Here is a 20,119-nt window from a genome sequence, read left to right as displayed (position 1 = left end):
TTGGTTTATTTAATAGATAAAAGGTTGGGATGATTGATGCCCAATCTTTTTTGTTTTGTTATCTTTTAGTATTTTAAATGATTATAATTCTCTTACCCTTTTATACCTCATATGGTAATATTGTGGTAAATAATAAGTGGGTCTAATTACATTTACATTCCACCGTAAAAACACCATAGATCAGCATACATCACTCTAATAAAAGGGAGAGATTTGATGCCATTCATGGAGGTTCAGAATGTAAGCAAACGATATAGCAATGGTGATGGGATAGAGGGCCTTTCATTTTCCATTGAAGCAGGGGAGGTTGTGGCGCTGCTTGGGCCTAATGGTGCGGGGAAGACGACAACCATTCGATGTTTAACAGGTCTCTATCAACCTGATCAAGGGGAAATACTCATAGAGGGATTTCCTCCTGGTCATTCCCATGTCCAAAAACAAGTAGCTCTTATTCCAGATCAGCCATATTTGTACCCAGATTTAACGGTTGCTGAACATGTTCAATTCCGTGCGAGGGGCTATCATAAAGGTTTAAAACAGATCAAAGAAAAGGTATTTGAGGCGTTGAAAGAAGTACATATCGAAATGAAGATGAACGAATTGTGCGGAAGGCTTTCAAGAGGTCAAAAACAGCGTGTCGTCTTAGCAGGGGCCATTGTGCAAGATGCCTCCCTTTTTATTTTAGATGAGCCGACTGTTGGGTTAGACATCCCTTCGAAACAATGGTTGTCAGATTGGCTGATACAGAAGAGCCTTCAAGGAGGTTCGGTTCTTGTGTCCACTCATAGCCTAGAGTTTGTTCTTGATACGGCTAGCAGGGTGATATTGATTCGAGATGGTGCCATCATGAAAAGTATCGCTGTTCCTAAGCGGCAGGAAGAACAAATGAAGTGGCGGGCAGAAGTCATTCAACTCTTAGGGGAGTGGTCTAGTGAATAACACACTTTCCCTTTTATGGATGAAATCCCAAAGGCGCTTGATCAGTAAAAATCAAGAAAAGAAAATGCCCTTTCTGATCTTGCTACTTATGATGGCTGCCATCGGTTTTCAGCTGAGCGCAGTCTCAAGTATGGGCGATTGGAATGCAAGTACAGCTGGATGGATCATTGTCGTTTTATTTGTTCTTTATACTGGCTTTGGCTTGTTTTCGAATAGGCTGCCTAGTCAGATGAACGATATCATGTGGTTGTATGGAAGTGGTGCTTCCTTATGGACAGTTGTGATGAGTGTATGGGTATATCACATTCTTTGGCGATGTGCTTTTCTCATTGTTTCTGCTGTGATGGCTGATATCCTCCTTCTTTGTTTAACGCAGCAGTACTTTTTTCTACTTGGTAAATCACTCCTGTTAACAGCGCTGTTATGTATGATCGAAACATGGATGATTGCGGTATCTTGTGCAAGAACCATTCAAGTATATAAGCGAGTGCTCTTCATTGGTTTTATACTGATGTTTGGTTGTCTTTCATTGCTCACTTTGAATCAATTGATATTGAAACAGTCGTCTATGATGGAGATATCTGCTTCTTTGATGTATCAAGTCGGACGCATGATAGAGGAGTTTTCATTCATTTCTGTATTGATATTACTTGGAGTGATAATTCTATCTTTCATGATGATGTACAGGTCGAGTCATCGTATAGAGATGATGGAGTCGTTAGTCAAAGAGGCGGCATTTTGGGAGGAGTTTGAGGGGAAACAGGTTCATGCAAATCCAATAAGTCCAAAGAAAAGCAAGACGTGGTGGGGGTTTTCAACATTAACGGGCATCTGGGCTTTCCTTTGGCTAGAAATATTGATGATCAAAAAGTATGCTACCTTCCACCTGTTATCTACCATGCTGTTGATCGGTACTTACTATGTCGTCAGTTCTTATTTTTCAGATTGGTTGACTCTATTCTTTCTGGTCATTGGTGCATCTGTCCTGCTCAGTTCATATTACGCTGGGATTGTAAGACACGGGCAAACAGGATTGCTGTATCTTTTTCCGGGTGCTTTATATCAAAAAATTCTTCTATTGGAAGTGTTTCAAACCTTTTGGTTGTATGGTGTCTACTTGATTTCTCTTATCTTGTTAGAGATTCATGATGTATTGTATTGGGCCATTTATGGGGTAGGGGTTTATATTTGGTTTTTGACCATACGGCTCTTTGCCTTTACGCAGCCTTTGAGACGAGAAGCGAGTCTTTCTTTGGGCATCTATTATCGATCATTGCTCATCGGATCTGTCATAAGTGCTGCGGTCATCATTGGGATTCATCTGTTCACTGATGGCTGGTTTACAACGATGACATGTGTATTTGCTGGATGTGTATGTTATGTGATGTGTTATCGATGCCGTGGGACTCATTAAAAAGAGGAGTTGATTGTCATGAAACCAGAAGATAAGCTATCCCAATCGGTTCAACGTTTAGTCAATACCAATGAAGTAACGATCGTTCAAGCCATGGGGGAGTTAAGGAAATCAGGAAAAGAGGCAGTGCCAGTGCTTGTTGAAGCCTTAAAAGAAGAGGGTTCTTTGCGGAATATTGCAGCAGCGGTTCTTGGTGAATTTGGAGCAGATGCAGGGGACGCAGCAGAAGCTCTTGCCAAACTGTTAGAAAGTGAAGAAGAGGAGACAAGAATGGCGGCTGCGATCTCACTCATGAGAATTGGTCAGCCTAGTTTGCCATTTCTTCTGCCTTTGGCAAAACGCTATAAGGGTCCTACTTGTTTTTGGGCGTCGTGGTGTATCTCTTGGATTGACCCATCAAAAATCGAAAAAAATATGTACGAGTGCCTAAAACAGGAACAAGAGAATCCATCAGGAAATGTGGCCCCTTTTGCCGCAGAAGAGGCACTAGGAAAAATCATTGCCTTTCAATTAAAAGAAAAGGGGGATGAGTAGTGGAAACGCAAATACATAAATGGCCTGAGCACCTTCCTTGGATTCATTCTTCACATCAGCGGTGTTTACCTGAAGGGCATACTCACCTTCTTTATTTTTGGTCAGTTAACTGTCCGCATTGTGAAGAATTAACCGATCACATTCTACATAGTGTGGATCAGTTGAGTATCCATTTAACCTGTGTCCATGTTCCATATACGGAAGAAGAAAAATCGATAGAGGTTGTTTCGAAATATGCGGAGGAAAAGAATCTCATTGCTCCCATTGTGTTGGATCAAGATTATGAGATTGTCACAAAATATAAAATTCAAGGATTACCAAGTTTTTGCCTCATAGATAAAGAGGGACAATTAATTGATCGGAAAATGGGAGATACCGGCTGGGAAAAGATATTAAAAAAACTAGAAAAACGATCATAATTAGAGTTATGGAGGAGAGCGTTTTGTTTCAATCAAAGCAAGAATTGAAAAAAACGGTGATCTTTTATGCAGGTGTGGGAGCTGTTTTGTTGATTCTCATGCTGTTGAAATGGCTGCCGATTTCTGCAGACTGGGAGTTGCCGTTGATTTTGTTTGGATTGGGGATTTTGTTTTATGTGAAGCGTGTGCTTTTTAAAGAAGAAAAAGATCATAAGGCATAAGTTTTCTACCGAGGTGATCTAGAAAGGTACAGTTGATGAAAGGTAAGTAATAAAAGGTTGGATGTTGCATCCAACCTTTTATTACTTCCTGTATTGAGTTTAAAAACAAGGGAATGCTTTTATATTCTCAGAGCAGTGTTTGAATCAAATTTTAAAAATCCAATGTCCTCCATGTATTTGAAATAGCGTTTGATTAAATGATCGTCCATAGGGGGATAGGTCATTCCATGTGCTTGGAGAACCGTTTGAGTATTTGTTGAGTCAAAGTGCGCCATGTTTTCGTATAATTCCCAGACTGTTTTGTCTCGTTCTACCTTTTCAGTGAGCATTGGAAGAAATGGCGTAAGGGCGTTGTCTGCGTGTTGGTCGCTTGCTTGAATGAGAGCTTCTACCCAATCGTTATATGCTTTCTTTTCTAATGGATAGCCTATTTCTTCTGTGATTTTTTGAAAAAATTCACCTAATTCCATGCTTTCTTCTTGAGGTGGAACGAGGTGATAGGCTTTGCCGAAGTTGGCTGGATCCTTGCATATGGTTGTAATGGCTTTTGAAACAAAGTCGACGGGTACGAATTCTTTTCGTTGATTCGGTAGCTCACCGTAAGCCTTTAATTGGATGCATCCTTTGATTAGTCTCGCCATGTAATCCTCTGTATTATGAACGCCTGTTTGACTGTCGCCCATGATGAAGCCGGGGCGAAGGACTGTGATCGGCACGCCACGTTTTTTTGCTTCCCACATGATTTTTTCTGCCACCCATTTACTTTGAGAGTACCCAATGTCCTTTTCTACAATAGGAAGATAAGCATCGATGGATGTATCTTCAAAAAGAACGGTCGTGCCATCTAGATACCCGGCAGGTCCGAATATGGCAATGGTCGATAAGAAATGAACAGGCTTTACCTGTTCTGTGCAGGCGAGTTTGATGATATTTTCTGTGCCGGTGACATTTGTATCCTTGTGCATGTGATAGGGCTGAACGTAATTGACTTTTGCTCCATTATGATAGATGACATCAATGGTTTGGGCGAGTTGTTGAAATTCCTCTGTTGAGAGCCCTAGTTGAGGCTTGTCCAAGTAACCTACAATCGGTTTTAGTTGTTTCAGATAATGTTCGTCCCATAGGTGATATTTCTCCATATTTACTTGTATTCTCTGTCTTGCGTGCTGTTTGTCTCTTGCTCTGATGACACAATAGATTTGGATGGAGGGATTCATTCGAACAAGCTCTTTAATGAGATAAGCGCCTAGAAAGCCGGTTGCTCCTGTTAATAACACGGCATTCTGCTTAAAGGATTTAGAATCGAATAGGTGCTTTGGCTGAATCTTTTCATCTAAAAATCCCTCTGATGTGAGCTGTTGTTTCGGCTCAGGTGTTTGATTTTGTAGCATAAGATGAACTTGTTGAATCGTAGGATGTTCATAAAGGGTGCTGGCAGGTAGTTCAACGTGTAATGTTTCCTGCATACGCATTAAGGTTTTGGCGGCAAGGATGGAGTTTCCTCCTAAGTCGAAGAAGTGATCGTTTGTGCCAATGGGCTCTACCTTTAATAGGTCTGTCCATATTTCACAGAGTGCTTCTTCGGTTTGATTAGTTGGTGCGACATATTCGGTTTGCAGTTTGGGTCTGTCGAAATGATGTCTTGGTAGTGCTTTTCGATCGACTTTTCCATTTGTGGTCGTAGGGAAGTTTGTCAATAGAACATAATGTGCAGGGCGCATGAAATCAGGGAATGTTTTCTTTGCATAAGTTTGAATGGTATATAGATCCCATGTCTTTTTGTTGGACGGAATGATGTATGCAATGATGCGTTTATCCCCAGGTATCACTTCTGTGGCTGTCACCAAACAGGATTTAACACTTGGGTGCTGGATCAACACATGCTCAATCTCGCTAAGCTCAATACGAAAGCCTCTAATTTTGACTTGGTCATCCTTTCTACCAATATATTCAATCAGCCCATCAGGTTGTTGTCGAACAAGATCCCCTGTTTTGTAATAGGTTCTTCCATTCCGTTCGATGAAACGTTCCTTTGTTAGATTTTCTCTTCGCCAGTAGCCTAATGCTAGTCCATCTCCTGAAGTGATGAGTTCCCCTATTTGTCCTTGAGAGACAGATTCACCTTGTTCATTTGTGATGTCAATGATGGTTCCTACTACAGGTCTGCCAATTGGTATACTGACGAGATCATCCCAGGTGTCTGGCAGTTGAAAAGTTGTTGTGAAGATTGTATTTTCTGTCGGGCCATAGCCATTAATGATGGTCGTATGTGGGAGCTCCTTTAATGCTTGATGGACGACTTGAGGAGACATGACATCTCCGCCAGAGACGATGTATTTAACTGATTTGATATCGTTCAGGTGTAACTCCATCATCAAGTTGAACAATCCAGTAGTTAAAAAAAGAATCGATACATCATAGTCTTTAATGGTTTGACTGACGAGTTCAGGAGTCAGTTTTCCAGAAGGAGGAATAGCGAGTGTCGCTCCATTTAATAAAGCGGACCATATTTCAAATGTAGAGGAATCAAAAGAGATGGTAGATAATAATGCTAAGGTATCAGAAGAATTAACGGGCAGAAAGGAAGGGTTATGCGTTAGGTGCACGATACATCTATGTGTAATGACAACACCTTTTGGTTTTCCTGTTGTGCCAGAGGTATACATGATATAAGCGGCATCAGAAGGTTTTGCATCAAAAGACGGGTTTGACGTTGATTGTGTAAGGATGAGATGTTTTTCTTTATCTAAGTAGATAGTAGGAATAGGCAAGGAGGTTAGGCTTTGAGTGACATGTGATGTTGTGAGTAAAAACGATAGTTCGGCATCTTCAATCATAAATTGAATACGTTCACTAGGGTAATTTATATCTATAGGCACATATACGGCTCCTATTTTGGTGATAGCGAGAATAGAGACAATCAATTGTGGTGATCTTTCTAAGGCTAGGCCAATATGAGAAGCTTTCGTTACGCCCATTTTGATAAGGTAATTGGCGAACTGGTTACTTTGTTTCTCAAGTTCAGCATATGTGATGTTCTGATAGTTGCACGCTAAAGCTGGATGATGCGGCGTGTGAGTGGCGTGGTGTCTCATGATATCACATAAATTTTGATCATTCATGATGATATTCCCCCTCTAGAATTTGATAGATTAGGAATGTTATTCCTAAATCCACCCAAAGTGTATATGAAGAAATATTCATTGTCAATGAAGGTCATATTAACAATGAAATGTAAAATTTATATAATAATTGAAATAATATGCAGATATATTGTCCTATTTAGAGATAAAATGTATGGGACCCTCGGCTTTTTCCTTGAATGAGCGTTTCGATGATCAAGAGGAGATGAAAATAGGGGGAAATTGAATCATAAGATAGGCTGGATTCACTGATAGGATGAAAGATCACTTTTTTATTAGAAATATATATACTATTTCGAAAAATATTTGGTAAAATATACAGGTATATCTTAAATTTGTTATATATTGTTTAAGGAGCTGTCGTGTTGAAGGGATCTAGGGTTGAGTTTATTGATAGTTTACGTGGTTTTAGTTTATTAGGTATTTTGATTGTGAATATGCTTAATTTTCAATATGATTATGATTTTGAGAAGATGTTTGATCCGAGCATATGGGGGCAGGAGTTTGGGGTATATGTGACGGAGATCTTGTTTCAGGGGTCATTTTATCCGATTTTCTCCTTTTTGTTTGGGTATTCTTTTATCAAGTTGATTGAATCCACGAAGGCAAAGGGGCTGAATACGAATGCCATCGTCGTTCGCCGCGGCTTTGGTCTTATTGTGCTTGGGATGCTGCATTTAATCTTTATTTGGAGTGGCGACATTCTTCTCTATTATGGAGCTTGTACGTTTTTCCTAATGATGTTTATACACAGCCGAATCAAAACAGTGTTTATATGGTCGGGTATTTTAGGTGCCATATCTTTAGTGATTTATCCATCTCTAATGAATTTTATTTACGGAAATTCTGAATTATTAACAAATGTATATGGAACTGGTACATATGGCGATATTGTGTTGAGCCGGATTACAATCGAAGATGATATGGTAATCGTCTCCATCATGATGGCAATTGTAACACTTACTCTGACACCAATTTTAAGTCTTCTCTATGCTCCTATCATGATCGGTCCATTTGCACTGCTTGGCATGGCGATCGGGAAAAAAGGTCATTTGACAGAAGAAGATCGAGGCATGGCTTATCGTAAAGGCTGGGTTTGGATGATTATCATCGGGCTCGCTTTAAAATGTGCGACGTTCAGTGATGCTCCTTGGAGCGAAATGGTGTTGACGTTAGGAGCCTATGTCCTGACGATCGGTTATATTCAAGCTTTTATTGTCTTCTACTATTCAAATGCTGCACAAGGGTTGAAACGTTTGCTTGCAGGACTGGGCCGATTGTCTTTATCAAACTATTTGGCTCAATCTATTATTTGTACAACGATTTTCTATTCTTACGGACTTGGGTTATTCGGACAAATGGGCTCAATGTTTGGACTGGTACTTGCTGTTGGACTTTACACAGCTCAGCTGTTCATCAGCTATCTCTATTTGAAAAAGTGGAGAAGAGGGCCTGTGGAATGGCTTATGGGAAAATGGGTATATTGGAGATAAATTGATTTGTTGAGGAACCGCATGGCTGAAGAGCTGTGCGGTTTTTTAGTTGGATCGCATTCAAAAAAGTTCATAAAAGGAGTTGAATATTTTTTCAGTGTGTATATAATGTATATATAGTGTATATACAATATTTCATTGCAAATACCAGTACAGAAAAAAGAGGTTTTTTATATGCAAATTACGATTTCTAACCATTCTAAGGAGCCTATCTATGAGCAAATCACGACGCAAATCAAATCGTTGATCTTAACGGGTGAGCTTGCAGAAGGTGCGGGACTGCCGTCTATCCGAAAGCTGGCGAAGGATTTACAAATCAGCGTCATCACAACAAAACGTGCATATGAAGAGTTAGAGAAGGCAGGATTTATTTATTCGATTGTCGGTAAGGGATCATTTGTTGCCGAGCAAAACCTAGAGGTCATGAGAGAGAAAAAATTGAAGGTGATTGAGGAACAGCTTGGAGCGGTTGTTACAAACGGCAAGGAATTAGGCTTATCTTTTGATGAATTGCAGCAGTTATTAAAGTTCTTGTATGAGGAGTGAGATGAGTGGAGCACGTGATTGAATTCAAAGGAGTATCAAAACGGTTCAAAGACTTTTCTGTGCAGAATCTTGATTTACAGGTCAAAAAGGGCTTTGTTACTGGGTTTATTGGAGAAAATGGAGCCGGTAAGTCGACCACGATTAAAATGATCATGAATTTGTTAAAACCAGATTCTGGTGAGGTTAAAATTTTTGGATTAGATTATCGCACCCATGAAAAAGAGATTAAGGAACGAATTGGCTTTGTTTACGATGCTAACGTTTTTTTCCCAGGATTGAATTTAAAAGACATCAAACGAATTGTGGCACCTGCCTATAAACGCTGGGATGATAGACTATTTTATCAATATATTGAACAGTTTGGTCTGCCGCTGAATAAAGCGATTAAAACATTTTCAAAAGGGATGCAGATGAAGGCATCGCTTGCGATTGCGCTGTCGCACCATGCAGAGCTGATTATCATGGATGAACCAACTGCTGGTTTAGATCCGGTCTTTAGAAGAGAGCTGCTCGGCACGTTACAAGAATTGATGATTGATGGAAATCGAACGATTTTTTTCTCAACGCATATGACGACTGATTTAGATCGCATCGCGGATTATATTGCGTTTATACAAAATGGAAGATTGGTCTTTCAACAGTCGATTCATGAGGTGGCGGAGAATTATGCGCTGGTGAAGGGGAGCCTGGATTTGCTGGATCGAGACACAGAAAAGGCGTTTATCCATATTCAGCGTACGGCAGCCGGATTTGAAGCATTAACAGATCGGATTGATGAGGTGAAATTTATTTTTGGGGATGCTGTTGTGATTGAACCGGCGTCGCTTGAGGATATCATGTTTTATTTGAAAGGCGGGGTTGCGCATGTTTCATTTAATTAAGCGTGATGTGATTTTGCAAAAGAAGCAGTTACTTATTTTTATTCCGTTTATCTTATTTTTCATTTTCATGGATGTCCATCCAGTATTAACGTTTCTAGTCGCTAGTGTCTTCATTCCATTTAACACATATGCTTATGATGAGAAGGCAGAAACGAATATTCTATTAAATTCCTTGCCCTATACACGTAAAGAAATTATCGCATCACGTTATCTTGGCGCCATTTTTTATATGAGTATTGCGATCGTGCTGACAAGTGCTGCATTATTTGTGTTTGGGAAGCTGTTTTCGCTGTCAGATATTGCGATTGGCAGCGGGTTGTTTTTATTGTTCGCAGCATGTACGTTTCCATTGTTTTATATCTTAAAGCCTGGTTATATCACAACGGCAGTGATCATTGGCTTTATCGTATTATCTGCTATGGGACCGCCTGTTGTTCTCTATTTAGCAGAGCAATTCAGTGGGATCACTGATTTTATCATGAATTTATCGATCCCTATTGTATATACGGGGTCAACTGTACTGATTATGCTCATCTACTTGCTGTCTTGGGGACTTTCTACTGCGATTTACCAGAGGAAAGTGTTTTAAATCAGAAGATCACATCATTTATAGAGAATCATTCATTTTGAGGTAGGCCTTTCAAAATGGATGATTCTTTTTTGCATCCGGTGAAATTGACATACAGAAGAAAAGAGGTTATTGTTAATTAACATAATGTTAATTATTTTTAACATATTGTTAAATAAATCATCCTTTAGGAAAGGAATCTGAAATGGAAATTAAAAATAGAATGAAAGTATTACGGGCAGAAAGAGACTGGACACAAAAGGATTTGGCAGAGAAGTTAGGTGTGACTCGTCAAACTGTGGCAGCGATTGAAAATGGTAAATATTCTTTGTCTTTAAAATTAGCATTTCAAATTGCTAGGACATTTGAAGTTGATTTGTATGACGTATTTCAAGAGGTCGACAAGGAGGAACAGCAATGATAACGACGATCATACTTTATTCTCTCATTACCCTTTCTATTTTAAGCACGGCCTTTCAATTTAAGAAAAACCGTGAATATAAACATGATGAACGAGGTCAATTTATTTTAGCGAAAGCCGGAAGTTTCTCCATTATAGGTGTGGCTTTAGCCTATATATTGGTTGCTGTCGTTCAATCTTTGGTCCATCAATTCTCATCACCAACAGAGTGGTTTTATATAGCAATTACGTTTATGTATGTATCAAGTGTTTGCGCAAATACAATCGGCATCATCTATTGTGAAAGAAAATATTAATTTTCATCGATGGATGTAAGCTAGAGTTCTTCATCATGAAGGGAAGAGAAAATCAATGAAAAAAATATTGAGAATCATGTTGATCTCCATAGGCACCATTATCACGGTCATGGTTGTTTTTCTAGCTACTGTTTATTTTGTAAACCTCATTAGTAATGAACGGGAGAAAGGGAAAATAGAAGCTTATGGGCAAAAGGTCTGGGTGGATGGGAAGCAGATGAATGTGCTCATTCAAGGCGCTGGGAAAGAAACGATTGTCCTTCTCCCAGGCTATGGAACTGCTTCACCCGTGCTGGATTTTGAACCATTAGTCAAGGAGTTATCGCCATATTATAGAGTCGTAGTGATTGAACCGTTTGGTTATGGTTTAAGTGACGACACAGATAAAGTAAGGACAAGTCAAAACATTGTGGATGAGATTCATGAATGTTTGCAGAAACTCAACATTAAAAAATATACGCTAATGGGTCATTCGATTTCTGGCATTTATGGATTAGAATATGTGAATCAATACGAAAAAGAAGTCCAAGCCTTTGTTGGAATTGATAGTAGTTTTCCTAAGCAGGAGGATGCAGATGAATTGCCAGTCTCCAGCTTACAGCTGCTTCATCAATCCGGCTTTTACAGATTGATAGTGAAAATGAATCCAGATCAACTAGTGATGCCTAAAGTAGATGATCAAACGAAAGCTCAGATTAAAATGCTGACTTTCCGAAATTTCTTGGATGAAAGCCAAGCTAGTGAGGCAGAAAACTTTAAAAACAATTTTAAAAACGCTCAACGCCTACATTTCCCTAAGAAGCTCCCTGTTGCTTTCTATCTAGCGGATCAAACGGAGAAAGAAACACCAAACTGGAAACCAATGCATGAAGAGCTGCTGAAAAATGTAGACCACGGAAAAGTCGTTACTTTCAAAGGCGGCCATTATTTGCATCATACGAAATCAAAAGAAATCGCAGATGATGTGAGGGAGTTTCTATCGAATAACGAGCGCTCACGTTAGCGTTTTTCCTCCTCAGCTGGACAGATGAAACATCGCAATTTTGATCAAAACGAGTGAACTGATTTGTTTTATGATCAAGAAGAGGTGAGGGAGATGATGTATAGTCGGGTGACGCAAGAGGTGATTTCTTATTTGGAGTCGCATTTGATGGATGAGCTGTCGCTGAAACAGGTGCATGAGAAAGTAGGATATTCACATTTTCATTTGCTGCGTGTATTTAAACGAGAAACCGGGCTGTCGATGGGGGAATATGTGCGGAAACGAAGATTAGCTACGGCTGCACAGCTTCTTTTGTATACGGATCAGGGGATTTTAGACATCGCTTTTTCGTTACAATTCCAATCGCAGGAAGCCTTTACGCGTGCTTTTAAGCATCTTTATTCTTTACCTCCCGGAATGTACAGGTCCATGATGAGAGACATGCAAATGAAAAAGGAGGAAGATTCGATGACATTACATGAAGCAGTACCTGGCTGGGGTTTGAGTGGTTCACATCCGCATATGTATGAGATGGGTGTTGATTCAGCAGAGTTTCATACGGGAAAGCAATCAGGTGTTTTATCATCTAAAGAAGGCGTACAAGAAGGACAGTTTGCGACGATGATGCAGGGGTTTCAAGCAAAAGAGTATGTAGGCAAGCGATTGAAGCTCTCTGCTTTCTTGAAAACAGAGAATGTATCTTCAGCAGGAATTTGGATGCGGGTAGATGACGGAAAGGGTGATACGGTGCAGTTTGATAATATGCAGAATCGACCTGTGACAGATTCTACGGAATGGAATCAATATGCGATCGTATTAGATGTTCCTACGCGTAGTGAATCCATTCATTTTGGAGTGCTACTCAGCGGTCATGGAACAGTCTGGGCTGACGGTTTTCGATTTGAGGAAGTGGATGAGAAAACACCTACAACGAATATGGTGGAGGCTTCGGCTCTGCCAGATGTGCCGATGAATTTGCATTTTGAGCTTGAGAAGACCGTGTGAGCGGTCTTTTTTTGTTGTATACAAATCTGCATGAACCGTTTATAATGAAAAATATAAATAAACATACCGACGGTCGGTATGTAAAAGGGGGCGTTTGAACTGGCGCGAAATAAGTATCCAGAAAAGACGATGCAGCAAATTTTGGACGTGTCGACAAAGTTGTTTCAGGAAAAGGGATTTGAAAAGACAAGTTTGCAAGATATTATCCATGAATTGAATATGTCTAAAGGGGCTATTTATCATCATTTTAAATCGAAGGATGAAATATTACGCGGCGTGATGGATCGGCAGTTTCGTTATGCAACCGAGAAGCTTGAGGAGTTAATTGAGCATACGGAGGCAGCTCATGCGAAAGAGAAGCTGCAGCTTATTCTGGAGCAGCTTGTGGCAGACCCGCAGTCTCATTCGATTGATGGGATCTTGGTTGATCAGATGAAAAACCCACAATTTGTGATTGAAGGCATGAAGACAGGTGTCAATCAGGATGCTTTGAGAATCAAACAGTTAATCATTGAAGGGATTGAGGATGGTTCGATGGAAACTGCGTTTCCTGGTGAAGTGGCAGAAGTATTTTTGCTTCTTGTGAATATATGGTTGAATCCCACCTTGTTTGTCCGCAATCATGAAGAAACGGTCCAGCGTTTGTGTTTTTTAAAGCAGATGATGAAGGGTCTTGGCGTGGATATTGTGAGTGATCTATTTATTCAAAAGGTGACAGCGCACTATGCTGAAATTGGCGGGTATGATCTGCCCGAAAGATAAAGAATGCCAACTGATAGGAGGATGACGTATGATTCATTTTATGAAGGTTGAGCTAAGAAAAGGCCACATGAAGCAGTATATTCAAGCTAGTTTCATCGCGAGTATTGTGCTGCTAGTATTCATCTATTTTATTGCGTTTGCTGCAAAAATTGAACGCGAACCGGGTTTTCAGCAATATACGAATATTTATTTGTTAACGAGTACAGTATGGATGATCTTTTTTTCTATCATCACAGCTATGCTGTATTGGCGTGTAGGCAAGACTGTTTATCAGGAAAGCACATCCAATTCAGTGAGATTCCTTTCTCATATGATATGGATGGTGTGCCTTTCAACGTTTGCGATGATGTGCAGTATCATTCCTTCGTTTGTTGTGTTTAGTGTGACTGAAATGTTTTTCCCTATAGTTCACGATACGTTGACGGCAGGTGCTCTATTGCAATTGATGAAAACGTACTTTGTGTTTATTGGGTGTGTCCATGCGATTGGGATGATTGCGATGAGAATAGGGTTGAGGAAGAAATCTGTTTTGATGACCGTCCTGACTGCAATTGTTTTATGTGCTGTTTTAGGAAATATATCGCTCGCCATCTATGGAAATAATCAAATGAATCTCATCCTGTCAGGAGTGATGATTGCAGCAGTCCTCATTGTGATCTTGGAATTGTGGAGCCGCATCGGCCGGCTGCAAACGAGGTAATTCATGATGGGAAAAGGATGGAGACATGTGAAGCATACGGTTCAAATTGAAGAAGCAATAACGCAACTTTCGTTAAACTGGCTGGTGGGAGATGTTCGCCTTTATCACCATGATCATCCTTATTTATTGATGAAGCAGACCACCAATCACGTATTCCCCCATCGGTATTTACTGCATCATCAAGTGCAGGAAGGCAGGCTAGTCATTCAAGATAAAAGAAAACGAGCGATCAGCTTGGGGCTTCATCTTCATCAAACGAATTTGGAGATTTACCTCCCTCAGGCACAGTTACAGTCCTTGTCTATTCATTGTAAAGGAGCAAATCTATTCTTGGATGGACTGAAGGTGAAGGAGGCTGACTGCCAATTGATTTCTGGAAAGTCCATGTTTACGGGAGAAATCAAGCATCTGCGCTTGCAGACAGTGGGTGGACTTATCTCTAGTCAACAGCTCAACACGCAGACCTTGAGCCTGCGTACTACTTCGTCAAAAGTGGAGATGGTAGGTGCTTTTTCAGATATTGATCTGAATTTAATAGGCAGAAGGGTACAGATACATTCAAAGGCCATGCTGCATTCGCTCAAATCGACGTCAACTGGATCATCTGTCAAAGTGGCAATTCCGGAAAATGATGGATTTATTTGTTATGTGAAGAAAAGATCAGGTACTTTTCACAATGACTTTCCTTGTGTTGATGATCAGGAGAGAATGGTTTATAAAAATGGAGGGAAAAGCTTTGAGGTCGATATAAGGGGAGGTTCTTTTCTATTAAGTGATGGTCATTGAAGCGATGATGATCCTCTGATTCGATATATCAATATAAAATAATTTGAATATCTTTTTATGTCAGAATATTTTGTTAATAGTGTTTTCCTCAAAAAAACAATTGTTTTTTAAGGGTAGATTTATTATGATAATATACATCGAAAGATTGAAGATTTTGAATCAGAATGAAAATTCTGATTTTTTATTTTTTATGTTGTTTGTTGATGAGGGGGAATAGAAGTGGCTCAAAAGGAATTAAAGAGAGGGTTAAGTGCTCGTCATATTCAAATGATTGCGCTTGGCGGCACAATTGGTGTTGGCTTATTTATGGGGTCAGCTAAAGCCATTCAATGGACAGGTCCATCGGTTCTTCTCGCGTACGCAGTGTGTGGTATTTTTATCTTTTTTATTATGCGTGCGATGGGAGAAATGTTGTATCTTGAACCGAGTACGGGATCGTTTGCTACATTTGGGCATCAATATATTCATCCGCTTGCGGGGTATATGACAGCTTGGAGTAACTGGTTCCAGTGGGTCATTGTTGGAATGTCTGAGATTATCGCCGTAGGTGCTTATATGAAATATTGGTTCCCGGAGTTACCGGCGTGGATTCCCGGATTAATCGCCATGATCATTTTAGGTGCGGCCAACTTGATTTCGGTTAAGTCATTCGGTGAGTTTGAATTCTGGTTTGCGATGATCAAGATTGTGACGATTATTTTAATGATCATTGCAGGTTTAGGCATTATTTTCTTTGGGTTTGGCAATGGTGGAACAGCGATTGGTTTGTCTAACCTTTGGGCGCACGGCGGGTTCTTTACAGGTGGATTTAGCGGTTTCTTGTTTGCATTGTCCCTAGTGATTGCTGCCTATCAAGGGGTAGAGCTCATTGGGATTACTGCAGGTGAGGCGCAAAATCCGCAAAAGACGCTGACAAATGCCATCAAAAGCATCATCTGGCGTATTTTGATTTTCTATATCGGTGCGATCTTTGTCATCGTAACGGTGTATCCGTGGGATCAGCTGAATACGCTCGGCAGTCCATTTGTGGCGACGTTTGCGAAAATTGGAATTACGGCAGCAGCAGGTATTATTAACTTTGTTGTCATTACAGCAGCGATGTCCGGCTGTAATAGTGGAATCTTCAGTGCGGGGCGTATGCTTTATACATTAGGTGTGAATGGACAGGCACCTGCTTTCTTTACAAAAATTTCGAAGAATGGTGTACCGTATTTTGGGACATTTGCTGTGCTGATTGGTTTAGCGGTTGGGGTGGTCTTAAATTACGTTTCTCCGCCAAACATTTTCGTTTATGTGTATAGTGCGAGTGTCCTTCCTGGTATGGTGCCTTGGTTTGTCATTTTGATTAGTCATATTGGCTTCAGAAAAGCGAAGGGGGCAGCGCTTGATAATCATCCGTTTAAGCTGCCGCTTGCGCCATTTTCTAACTATTTGACAATCGGATTCTTGCTGATGGTGCTTGTGTTTATGCTGATTAATCAGGATACACGAATTTCTCTCATTGTGGCAATTGGGTTCTTGATTTTAGTGGCGCTTAGCTTTTTTGTATTTGGAATTGGTAAACGAAAACCGATTGAAACAGCTTCTTCTGATCAAACGGTGGAATAATCAAAAGCCTTGCGGAACAACCGCAAGGCTTTTGTCGTTTACAGAGAAGCTTTGACACGCTGAAAGACATCTGGAAAATTGGTGAAAAGACCGGTGACGCCGTATTGCAGAAGACGTGTCATGTCTGCTTCGCTGTTTACCGTATATGGGTGAAGGAGGAGTCCGTGGCTTCTGACCTGCTGTACATTTTCAAGTGTCAAAGCTCTAAAATTCGGTCCGACCCCCACTGCATATGATTTGATGAAGTCGAGCTGATCATCTGTAATAGACGTCATTTGCGCTCTATCTAATAGCTGTACTTTTGGAAGCCGAGGGGCGAGTTTCTGCAATTTTAATAGACTTTCTTGGCTGAAAGATTGGATGATGACCTGCCCTTTTCTCGTATGTTTTCCAAGAAGATGATGTTTCTTTAAGACGGCCAATAGCTTTTCTTCCATTTGCGGATAGATGTCTGGTTTTTTGGTTTCAATATAATAATTTTCTCGTTTACCGAAGTAGCGTAATACCTCATCTAATGTGAGGACTTGCTGTCCAATAAAGTGGGCATTTTGTTTGTCGGGGTTGGCTTCGTTAAACCATGCACCGGCATCGAGCTGTTTGATTTCGGCAAGTGTGAGGTCTTTGACCCAGCCTGTTCCGTTTGTCGTCCGGTCAACCGTTTCATCGTGCATGACGATGAGGTGTCCATCCTTTGTCATTTGAAGGTCGAGTTCGAGGTAATCTGCATTCATCTTTGTGGCGAGCTTGTAGGAAGCTAGGGTATGCTCTGGGGCATACCCTGATGCTCCGCGGTGTGCAACGGTTAAAATGCGATCTGGAGATAAAAGATGTTCATGTGCCGATAAGGTGGTCGGCACCCAACCAAAAGACAGTAAAGCAAAAGAGAGTAACACGAAAGCAAGTAATCTACTTTTCTTCATATTTTATCCTCCTTTTACGGTAACTGCCTCCATCATAAGAAATAGATGTAAAGGGCATGTTGGGCGGAGATGAATCTTTTATGTGATTTTCATTAAGCTTGCTCTACGCGCTTTCCTGTATTCCATGTCATGGCGAGGAACACAATTGCAAGGATACAAGAACCAACTAGTAAAATGAAACCTCCTGTCCAGTCATAGTGATCGACGACGACACCCATCATGGCATTAGCGAAAGCAGAGCCGCCAATATATCCAAAGAATCCTGTCAACCCGGCAGCAGTGCCAGCGGCTTTTTTCGGAGCGAGATCAATGGCTTGCAGTCCAATGAGCATGACGGGTCCGTAAATTAAAAACCCGATGCTGATGAGGGCAATGTTATCAACCATTGGATTGCCAGCAGGGTTTAACCAGTACACAAGAACCGCAATTAATACGCCAATCATAAAGAGTACGCCAGCAGGTGCGCGGCGGCTTCTAAAGAAGCGGTCACTAATCCACCCGCACAATAATGTACCAGGGATGCCTGCATATTCATAAAGGAAATAAGACCAGCGTGAATGCTCTGGTGAGAATCCTTTTGCTTCTGTTAAATAGGTAGGTGCCCAGTCTACGACCCCGTAACGGACAAAGTACACAAAGACGTTGGCAATGGCGATATACCAAAGGAATTTATTGTTGAGTACATATTTAAACAAAATCTCTTTTACGGTTAATTCTTTTTCTTGATCTTCATATTGTTGTGCCGGATAGTCATTTCGGTATTCTTCAATTGGCGGAAGACCAGCGGATTGCGGGGTGTCCCGTACGAGAAGAATGATGACGAAGGAGACGATAATGGCGATGATGGCAGGGAAGAAAAAGATACTTTTCCACGTCGCAAACAGAACAATTCCTAATGTAATAAGCGGTGCAAGAATCCCCCCGCCGATATTGTGAGCGACGTTCCAAATGGACATTTTCGTACCACGTTCACTCACCGAAAACCAATGCGCCATCGTTCGTCCGCATGGCGGCCACCCCATTCCTTGAAACCAGCCGTTTAAGAACATGAATAAAAACATGATCCATACACTGGATGTCACCCATGGAAATGAGACAAAAAGAATATTGATAAGAGCTGATAGAAAGAGTCCAGCGGCTAAAAAGTATCTTGGGTTACACCGGTCTGAGATCATCCCCATAATGAATTTACTAAAGCCATAAGCGATTGAAACAGCCGCCAGTACAAAGCCTAATTCACTTTTTGTGAACCCCTCTTCCTGTAAATAAGGGATGGCAAATGCGAAATTTTTGCGCAGCAAATAGTAGCCCGCATATCCGATAAAGATTCCCAAAAAGACTTGCAGCCGCAACCGTTTATAGGTTTCGTCTGTTTTGGCATCATCGAGCCTGTCGATATGCGGAGCTGGTTTAAACCATTTGAACATAAACATCCTCCTCTTGTAGATATGACTGAAACAAAAGTACGAGGTCTGTCTTTGATCTTGTACTTTTTTAGAGACAAAAGAATTGATAACGCTTTCTTTTGTACTCCCATCATATCGGATGGAGAAGATGTTTATGATGAGGCTTTTGTCATTATTTTGGAAAAACAGTTCGTGAAGTGATGAAAAAAATCCGCACAATGGCGGATTTTTAATAGTGGTTAAATTGATACATCAATTTTTGCAGCTTTCTTTAGTTGATCAATTTCTTTTTGTACTTCTTTTTGCTTTTCTTGAGATTCTAACTGCTTCTTGATTTGTGATTTGACGTCTTTGAAATCAGGTGCTTTTTGTTTTTGCTTTTTCATTTGTTCGGCGTATTGGTCATAGTACGCTTTGACGTCTTTTTCAGACACAGAGGCTGATTTAATTTCTTTGTCGACATATTGGCTGTATTTGATGCTGTCGGCAATATCACTTTTCAGCTGATCCATTGTCAGTCCGCTCTTTTTGAGTGCTTCTTCAAATTGAGCATTGTCTTTAAATTGTTTCTTTTCTTCTTTTAGCTGCTTATCGACTTGCTTGTCAGAGGCTTTATAGCCCTTCTTCTCAGCATCTTGCAGGATGAGCTCTTGACCTACGAGCGCATCAATGGTTTGCTTCTTGACAGCTTTAGCGCCTTCTTTAGATGTTGGGTCTTGTCCTGACTGCTGAAGTTGACCTTGAATGGTCGATAGAGCGCTATTGTATTCACTGCCTGTGATTTTATCTTTGTTGACGGTCGCAACGACCTTTTGATCATCAATTTTTTGTGCGTCTAATTTCTTTTGCATCTCTTCCATTTGCTTTTGCTGCTCTTTTTGGTCAGCCTGTGTTGTTTCCTTGCTTTTGGCTGAATCGTTTTGCTTATCCTGTTTCGCATCGTTTGATGAGCAGGCTGCAAGCCCCACTGATAACAGACAAGCAATGAGTGTATATGATACTTTTTTCAATTATTTTCTCTCCCTTCGGTATGAGAACATCTAGTGCGCATTCTATCCGTTTTAGAGGAAAAATA

Annotated in this window: 21 protein-coding genes; 17 read left to right on the top strand and 4 right to left on the bottom strand. The window is 40.6% G+C overall.

Annotated features, from left to right (window positions below; genetic code table 11):
• Positions 1 to 216: 216 nt before the first annotated feature.
• Genes M2369_RS10050 through M2369_RS10030 form a run of 5 tightly spaced genes read left to right on the top strand, consistent with a single transcriptional unit; the run spans position 217 to position 3,527 of the window.
• Positions 217 to 939, top strand: coding sequence for an ABC transporter ATP-binding protein (locus M2369_RS10050; RefSeq protein WP_019744076.1), 723 nt, complete (start codon positions 217 to 219; stop codon positions 937 to 939).
• On the top strand, positions 932 to 2,353 hold the full coding sequence (gene skfF, locus M2369_RS10045; RefSeq protein WP_259254126.1) for a sporulation killing factor system integral membrane protein: 1,422 nt from the start codon (positions 932 to 934) through the stop codon (positions 2,351 to 2,353). The genes M2369_RS10050 and skfF overlap by 8 nt, the downstream gene beginning before the upstream one ends.
• 18 nt (positions 2,354 to 2,371) lie before the next feature.
• Positions 2,372 to 2,887: a HEAT repeat domain-containing protein gene (locus tag M2369_RS10040; protein ID WP_024719127.1), complete on the top strand. Its 516-nt coding sequence runs from the start codon at positions 2,372 to 2,374 to the stop codon at positions 2,885 to 2,887.
• The gene (locus M2369_RS10035) at positions 2,887 to 3,306 is read left to right on the top strand and encodes a TlpA family protein disulfide reductase (RefSeq protein WP_259254123.1); all 420 of its coding nucleotides are present in this window, start codon (positions 2,887 to 2,889) and stop codon (positions 3,304 to 3,306) included. Before M2369_RS10040 ends, M2369_RS10035 begins: the two co-directional genes overlap by 1 nt.
• A 23-nt stretch (positions 3,307 to 3,329) precedes the next feature.
• The gene (locus tag M2369_RS10030) at positions 3,330 to 3,527 is read left to right on the top strand and encodes a hypothetical protein (protein WP_259254122.1); all 198 of its coding nucleotides are present in this window, start codon (positions 3,330 to 3,332) and stop codon (positions 3,525 to 3,527) included.
• Between the two features lie 119 nt (positions 3,528 to 3,646).
• Here M2369_RS10030 and M2369_RS10025 read toward each other — a convergent pair whose 3' ends face one another.
• Positions 3,647 to 6,649: a non-ribosomal peptide synthetase family protein gene (locus M2369_RS10025; protein ID WP_259254121.1), complete on the bottom strand. Its 3,003-nt coding sequence runs from the start codon at positions 6,647 to 6,649 to the stop codon at positions 3,647 to 3,649.
• Positions 6,650 to 7,035: 386 nt separating this feature from the next.
• Between M2369_RS10025 and M2369_RS10020 the strand changes: the two genes are divergently transcribed.
• The 12 genes from M2369_RS10020 to M2369_RS09965 all read left to right on the top strand — a co-directional run bounded on the left by M2369_RS10020 (position 7,036) and on the right by M2369_RS09965 (position 16,718).
• Positions 7,036 to 8,163 (top strand): DUF418 domain-containing protein, encoded by a 1,128-nt coding sequence (locus M2369_RS10020; RefSeq protein WP_146271277.1) that lies wholly within the window; start codon positions 7,036 to 7,038, stop codon positions 8,161 to 8,163.
• A 174-nt stretch (positions 8,164 to 8,337) separates the two neighbouring features.
• Positions 8,338 to 8,709 carry a GntR family transcriptional regulator gene (locus M2369_RS10015; RefSeq protein ID WP_008343911.1) on the top strand — a complete coding sequence of 124 codons (372 nt, stop codon included), beginning with the start codon at positions 8,338 to 8,340 and terminating at the stop codon, positions 8,707 to 8,709.
• Positions 8,710 to 8,714: 5 nt separating this feature from the next.
• Positions 8,715 to 9,590 carry an ABC transporter ATP-binding protein gene (locus M2369_RS10010; protein WP_008343910.1) on the top strand — a complete coding sequence of 292 codons (876 nt, stop codon included), beginning with the start codon at positions 8,715 to 8,717 and terminating at the stop codon, positions 9,588 to 9,590.
• Positions 9,574 to 10,179 (top strand): ABC-2 transporter permease, encoded by a 606-nt coding sequence (locus M2369_RS10005; protein WP_008343909.1) that lies wholly within the window; start codon positions 9,574 to 9,576, stop codon positions 10,177 to 10,179. Before M2369_RS10010 ends, M2369_RS10005 begins: the two co-directional genes overlap by 17 nt.
• A gap of 184 nt (positions 10,180 to 10,363) precedes the next feature.
• A complete protein-coding gene (locus M2369_RS10000) occupies positions 10,364 to 10,579 on the top strand; it encodes a helix-turn-helix transcriptional regulator (RefSeq protein ID WP_008343908.1) in 216 nt (71 codons plus the stop codon).
• Positions 10,576 to 10,875 carry a hypothetical protein gene (locus M2369_RS09995; RefSeq protein ID WP_008343907.1) on the top strand — a complete coding sequence of 100 codons (300 nt, stop codon included), beginning with the start codon at positions 10,576 to 10,578 and terminating at the stop codon, positions 10,873 to 10,875. The genes M2369_RS10000 and M2369_RS09995 overlap by 4 nt, the downstream gene beginning before the upstream one ends.
• Before the next feature lie 55 nt (positions 10,876 to 10,930).
• Positions 10,931 to 11,878, top strand: a complete 948-nt coding sequence (locus M2369_RS09990) for an alpha/beta fold hydrolase (RefSeq protein ID WP_008343906.1) — start codon at positions 10,931 to 10,933, stop codon at positions 11,876 to 11,878.
• Positions 11,879 to 11,971: 93 nt separating this feature from the next.
• On the top strand, positions 11,972 to 12,862 hold the full coding sequence (locus M2369_RS09985) for a helix-turn-helix domain-containing protein (protein WP_008343905.1): 891 nt from the start codon (positions 11,972 to 11,974) through the stop codon (positions 12,860 to 12,862).
• A gap of 129 nt (positions 12,863 to 12,991) precedes the next feature.
• Positions 12,992 to 13,624: a TetR/AcrR family transcriptional regulator gene (locus M2369_RS09980; RefSeq protein WP_008343904.1), complete on the top strand. Its 633-nt coding sequence runs from the start codon at positions 12,992 to 12,994 to the stop codon at positions 13,622 to 13,624.
• Between the two features lie 28 nt (positions 13,625 to 13,652).
• Positions 13,653 to 14,324, top strand: coding sequence for a hypothetical protein (locus M2369_RS09975; RefSeq protein WP_008343903.1), 672 nt, complete (start codon positions 13,653 to 13,655; stop codon positions 14,322 to 14,324).
• 27 nt (positions 14,325 to 14,351) lie between these two features.
• Positions 14,352 to 15,110, top strand: a complete 759-nt coding sequence (locus tag M2369_RS09970; RefSeq protein ID WP_039956127.1) for a DUF4097 family beta strand repeat-containing protein — start codon at positions 14,352 to 14,354, stop codon at positions 15,108 to 15,110.
• A 219-nt stretch (positions 15,111 to 15,329) separates the two neighbouring features.
• Positions 15,330 to 16,718, top strand: coding sequence for an amino acid permease (locus tag M2369_RS09965; RefSeq protein ID WP_041091711.1), 1,389 nt, complete (start codon positions 15,330 to 15,332; stop codon positions 16,716 to 16,718).
• 38 nt (positions 16,719 to 16,756) lie between these two features.
• Here the strand turns inward: M2369_RS09965 and M2369_RS09960 are convergent, their stop codons facing one another.
• The 3 genes from M2369_RS09960 to M2369_RS09950 all read right to left on the bottom strand — a co-directional run bounded on the left by M2369_RS09960 (position 16,757) and on the right by M2369_RS09950 (position 20,054).
• On the bottom strand, positions 16,757 to 17,638 hold the full coding sequence (locus tag M2369_RS09960) for a glycerophosphodiester phosphodiesterase (RefSeq protein ID WP_259254112.1): 882 nt from the start codon (positions 17,636 to 17,638) through the stop codon (positions 16,757 to 16,759).
• Between the two features lie 92 nt (positions 17,639 to 17,730).
• The gene (gene glpT, locus M2369_RS09955) at positions 17,731 to 19,065 is read right to left on the bottom strand and encodes a glycerol-3-phosphate transporter (protein ID WP_008343899.1); all 1,335 of its coding nucleotides are present in this window, start codon (positions 19,063 to 19,065) and stop codon (positions 17,731 to 17,733) included.
• A gap of 218 nt (positions 19,066 to 19,283) precedes the next feature.
• Positions 19,284 to 20,054 (bottom strand): SurA N-terminal domain-containing protein, encoded by a 771-nt coding sequence (locus M2369_RS09950; RefSeq protein WP_041091710.1) that lies wholly within the window; start codon positions 20,052 to 20,054, stop codon positions 19,284 to 19,286.
• Positions 20,055 to 20,119: the final 65 nt, after the last annotated feature.

Origin of the sequence: Bacillus sp. JUb11 (genome assembly GCF_024807925.1) — a bacterium.
In the GTDB taxonomy this organism is placed as follows: Bacteria; Bacillota; Bacilli; order Bacillales; family Bacillaceae; genus Bacillus; species Bacillus altitudinis.
The sequence above is the reverse complement of the archived record's forward strand: the minus strand, read 5'-3'. Positions and strand labels throughout refer to the sequence as shown.

What these genes read in the sequence shown, in the direction of transcription:
- M2369_RS10050 (WP_019744076.1), top strand. Translation starts at nt 217, where the DNA reads ATGCCATTCATGGAGGTTCAGAATGTAAGCAAACGATATAGCAATGGT.
- M2369_RS10040 (WP_024719127.1), top strand. Translation starts at nt 2,372, where the DNA reads ATGAAACCAGAAGATAAGCTATCCCAATCGGTTCAACGTTTAGTCAAT.
- M2369_RS10025 (WP_259254121.1), bottom strand. Translation starts at nt 6,649, where the DNA reads ATGAATGATCAAAATTTATGTGATATCATGAGACACCACGCCACTCAC.
- M2369_RS10015 (WP_008343911.1), top strand. Translation starts at nt 8,338, where the DNA reads ATGCAAATTACGATTTCTAACCATTCTAAGGAGCCTATCTATGAGCAA.
- M2369_RS10005 (WP_008343909.1), top strand. Translation starts at nt 9,574, where the DNA reads ATGTTTCATTTAATTAAGCGTGATGTGATTTTGCAAAAGAAGCAGTTA.
- M2369_RS10000 (WP_008343908.1), top strand. Translation starts at nt 10,364, where the DNA reads ATGGAAATTAAAAATAGAATGAAAGTATTACGGGCAGAAAGAGACTGG.
- M2369_RS09995 (WP_008343907.1), top strand. Translation starts at nt 10,576, where the DNA reads ATGATAACGACGATCATACTTTATTCTCTCATTACCCTTTCTATTTTA.
- M2369_RS09990 (WP_008343906.1), top strand. Translation starts at nt 10,931, where the DNA reads ATGAAAAAAATATTGAGAATCATGTTGATCTCCATAGGCACCATTATC.
- M2369_RS09985 (WP_008343905.1), top strand. Translation starts at nt 11,972, where the DNA reads ATGATGTATAGTCGGGTGACGCAAGAGGTGATTTCTTATTTGGAGTCG.
- M2369_RS09980 (WP_008343904.1), top strand. Translation starts at nt 12,992, where the DNA reads ATGCAGCAAATTTTGGACGTGTCGACAAAGTTGTTTCAGGAAAAGGGA.
- M2369_RS09975 (WP_008343903.1), top strand. Translation starts at nt 13,653, where the DNA reads ATGATTCATTTTATGAAGGTTGAGCTAAGAAAAGGCCACATGAAGCAG.
- M2369_RS09960 (WP_259254112.1), bottom strand. Translation starts at nt 17,638, where the DNA reads ATGAAGAAAAGTAGATTACTTGCTTTCGTGTTACTCTCTTTTGCTTTA.
- glpT (WP_008343899.1), bottom strand. Translation starts at nt 19,065, where the DNA reads ATGTTCAAATGGTTTAAACCAGCTCCGCATATCGACAGGCTCGATGAT.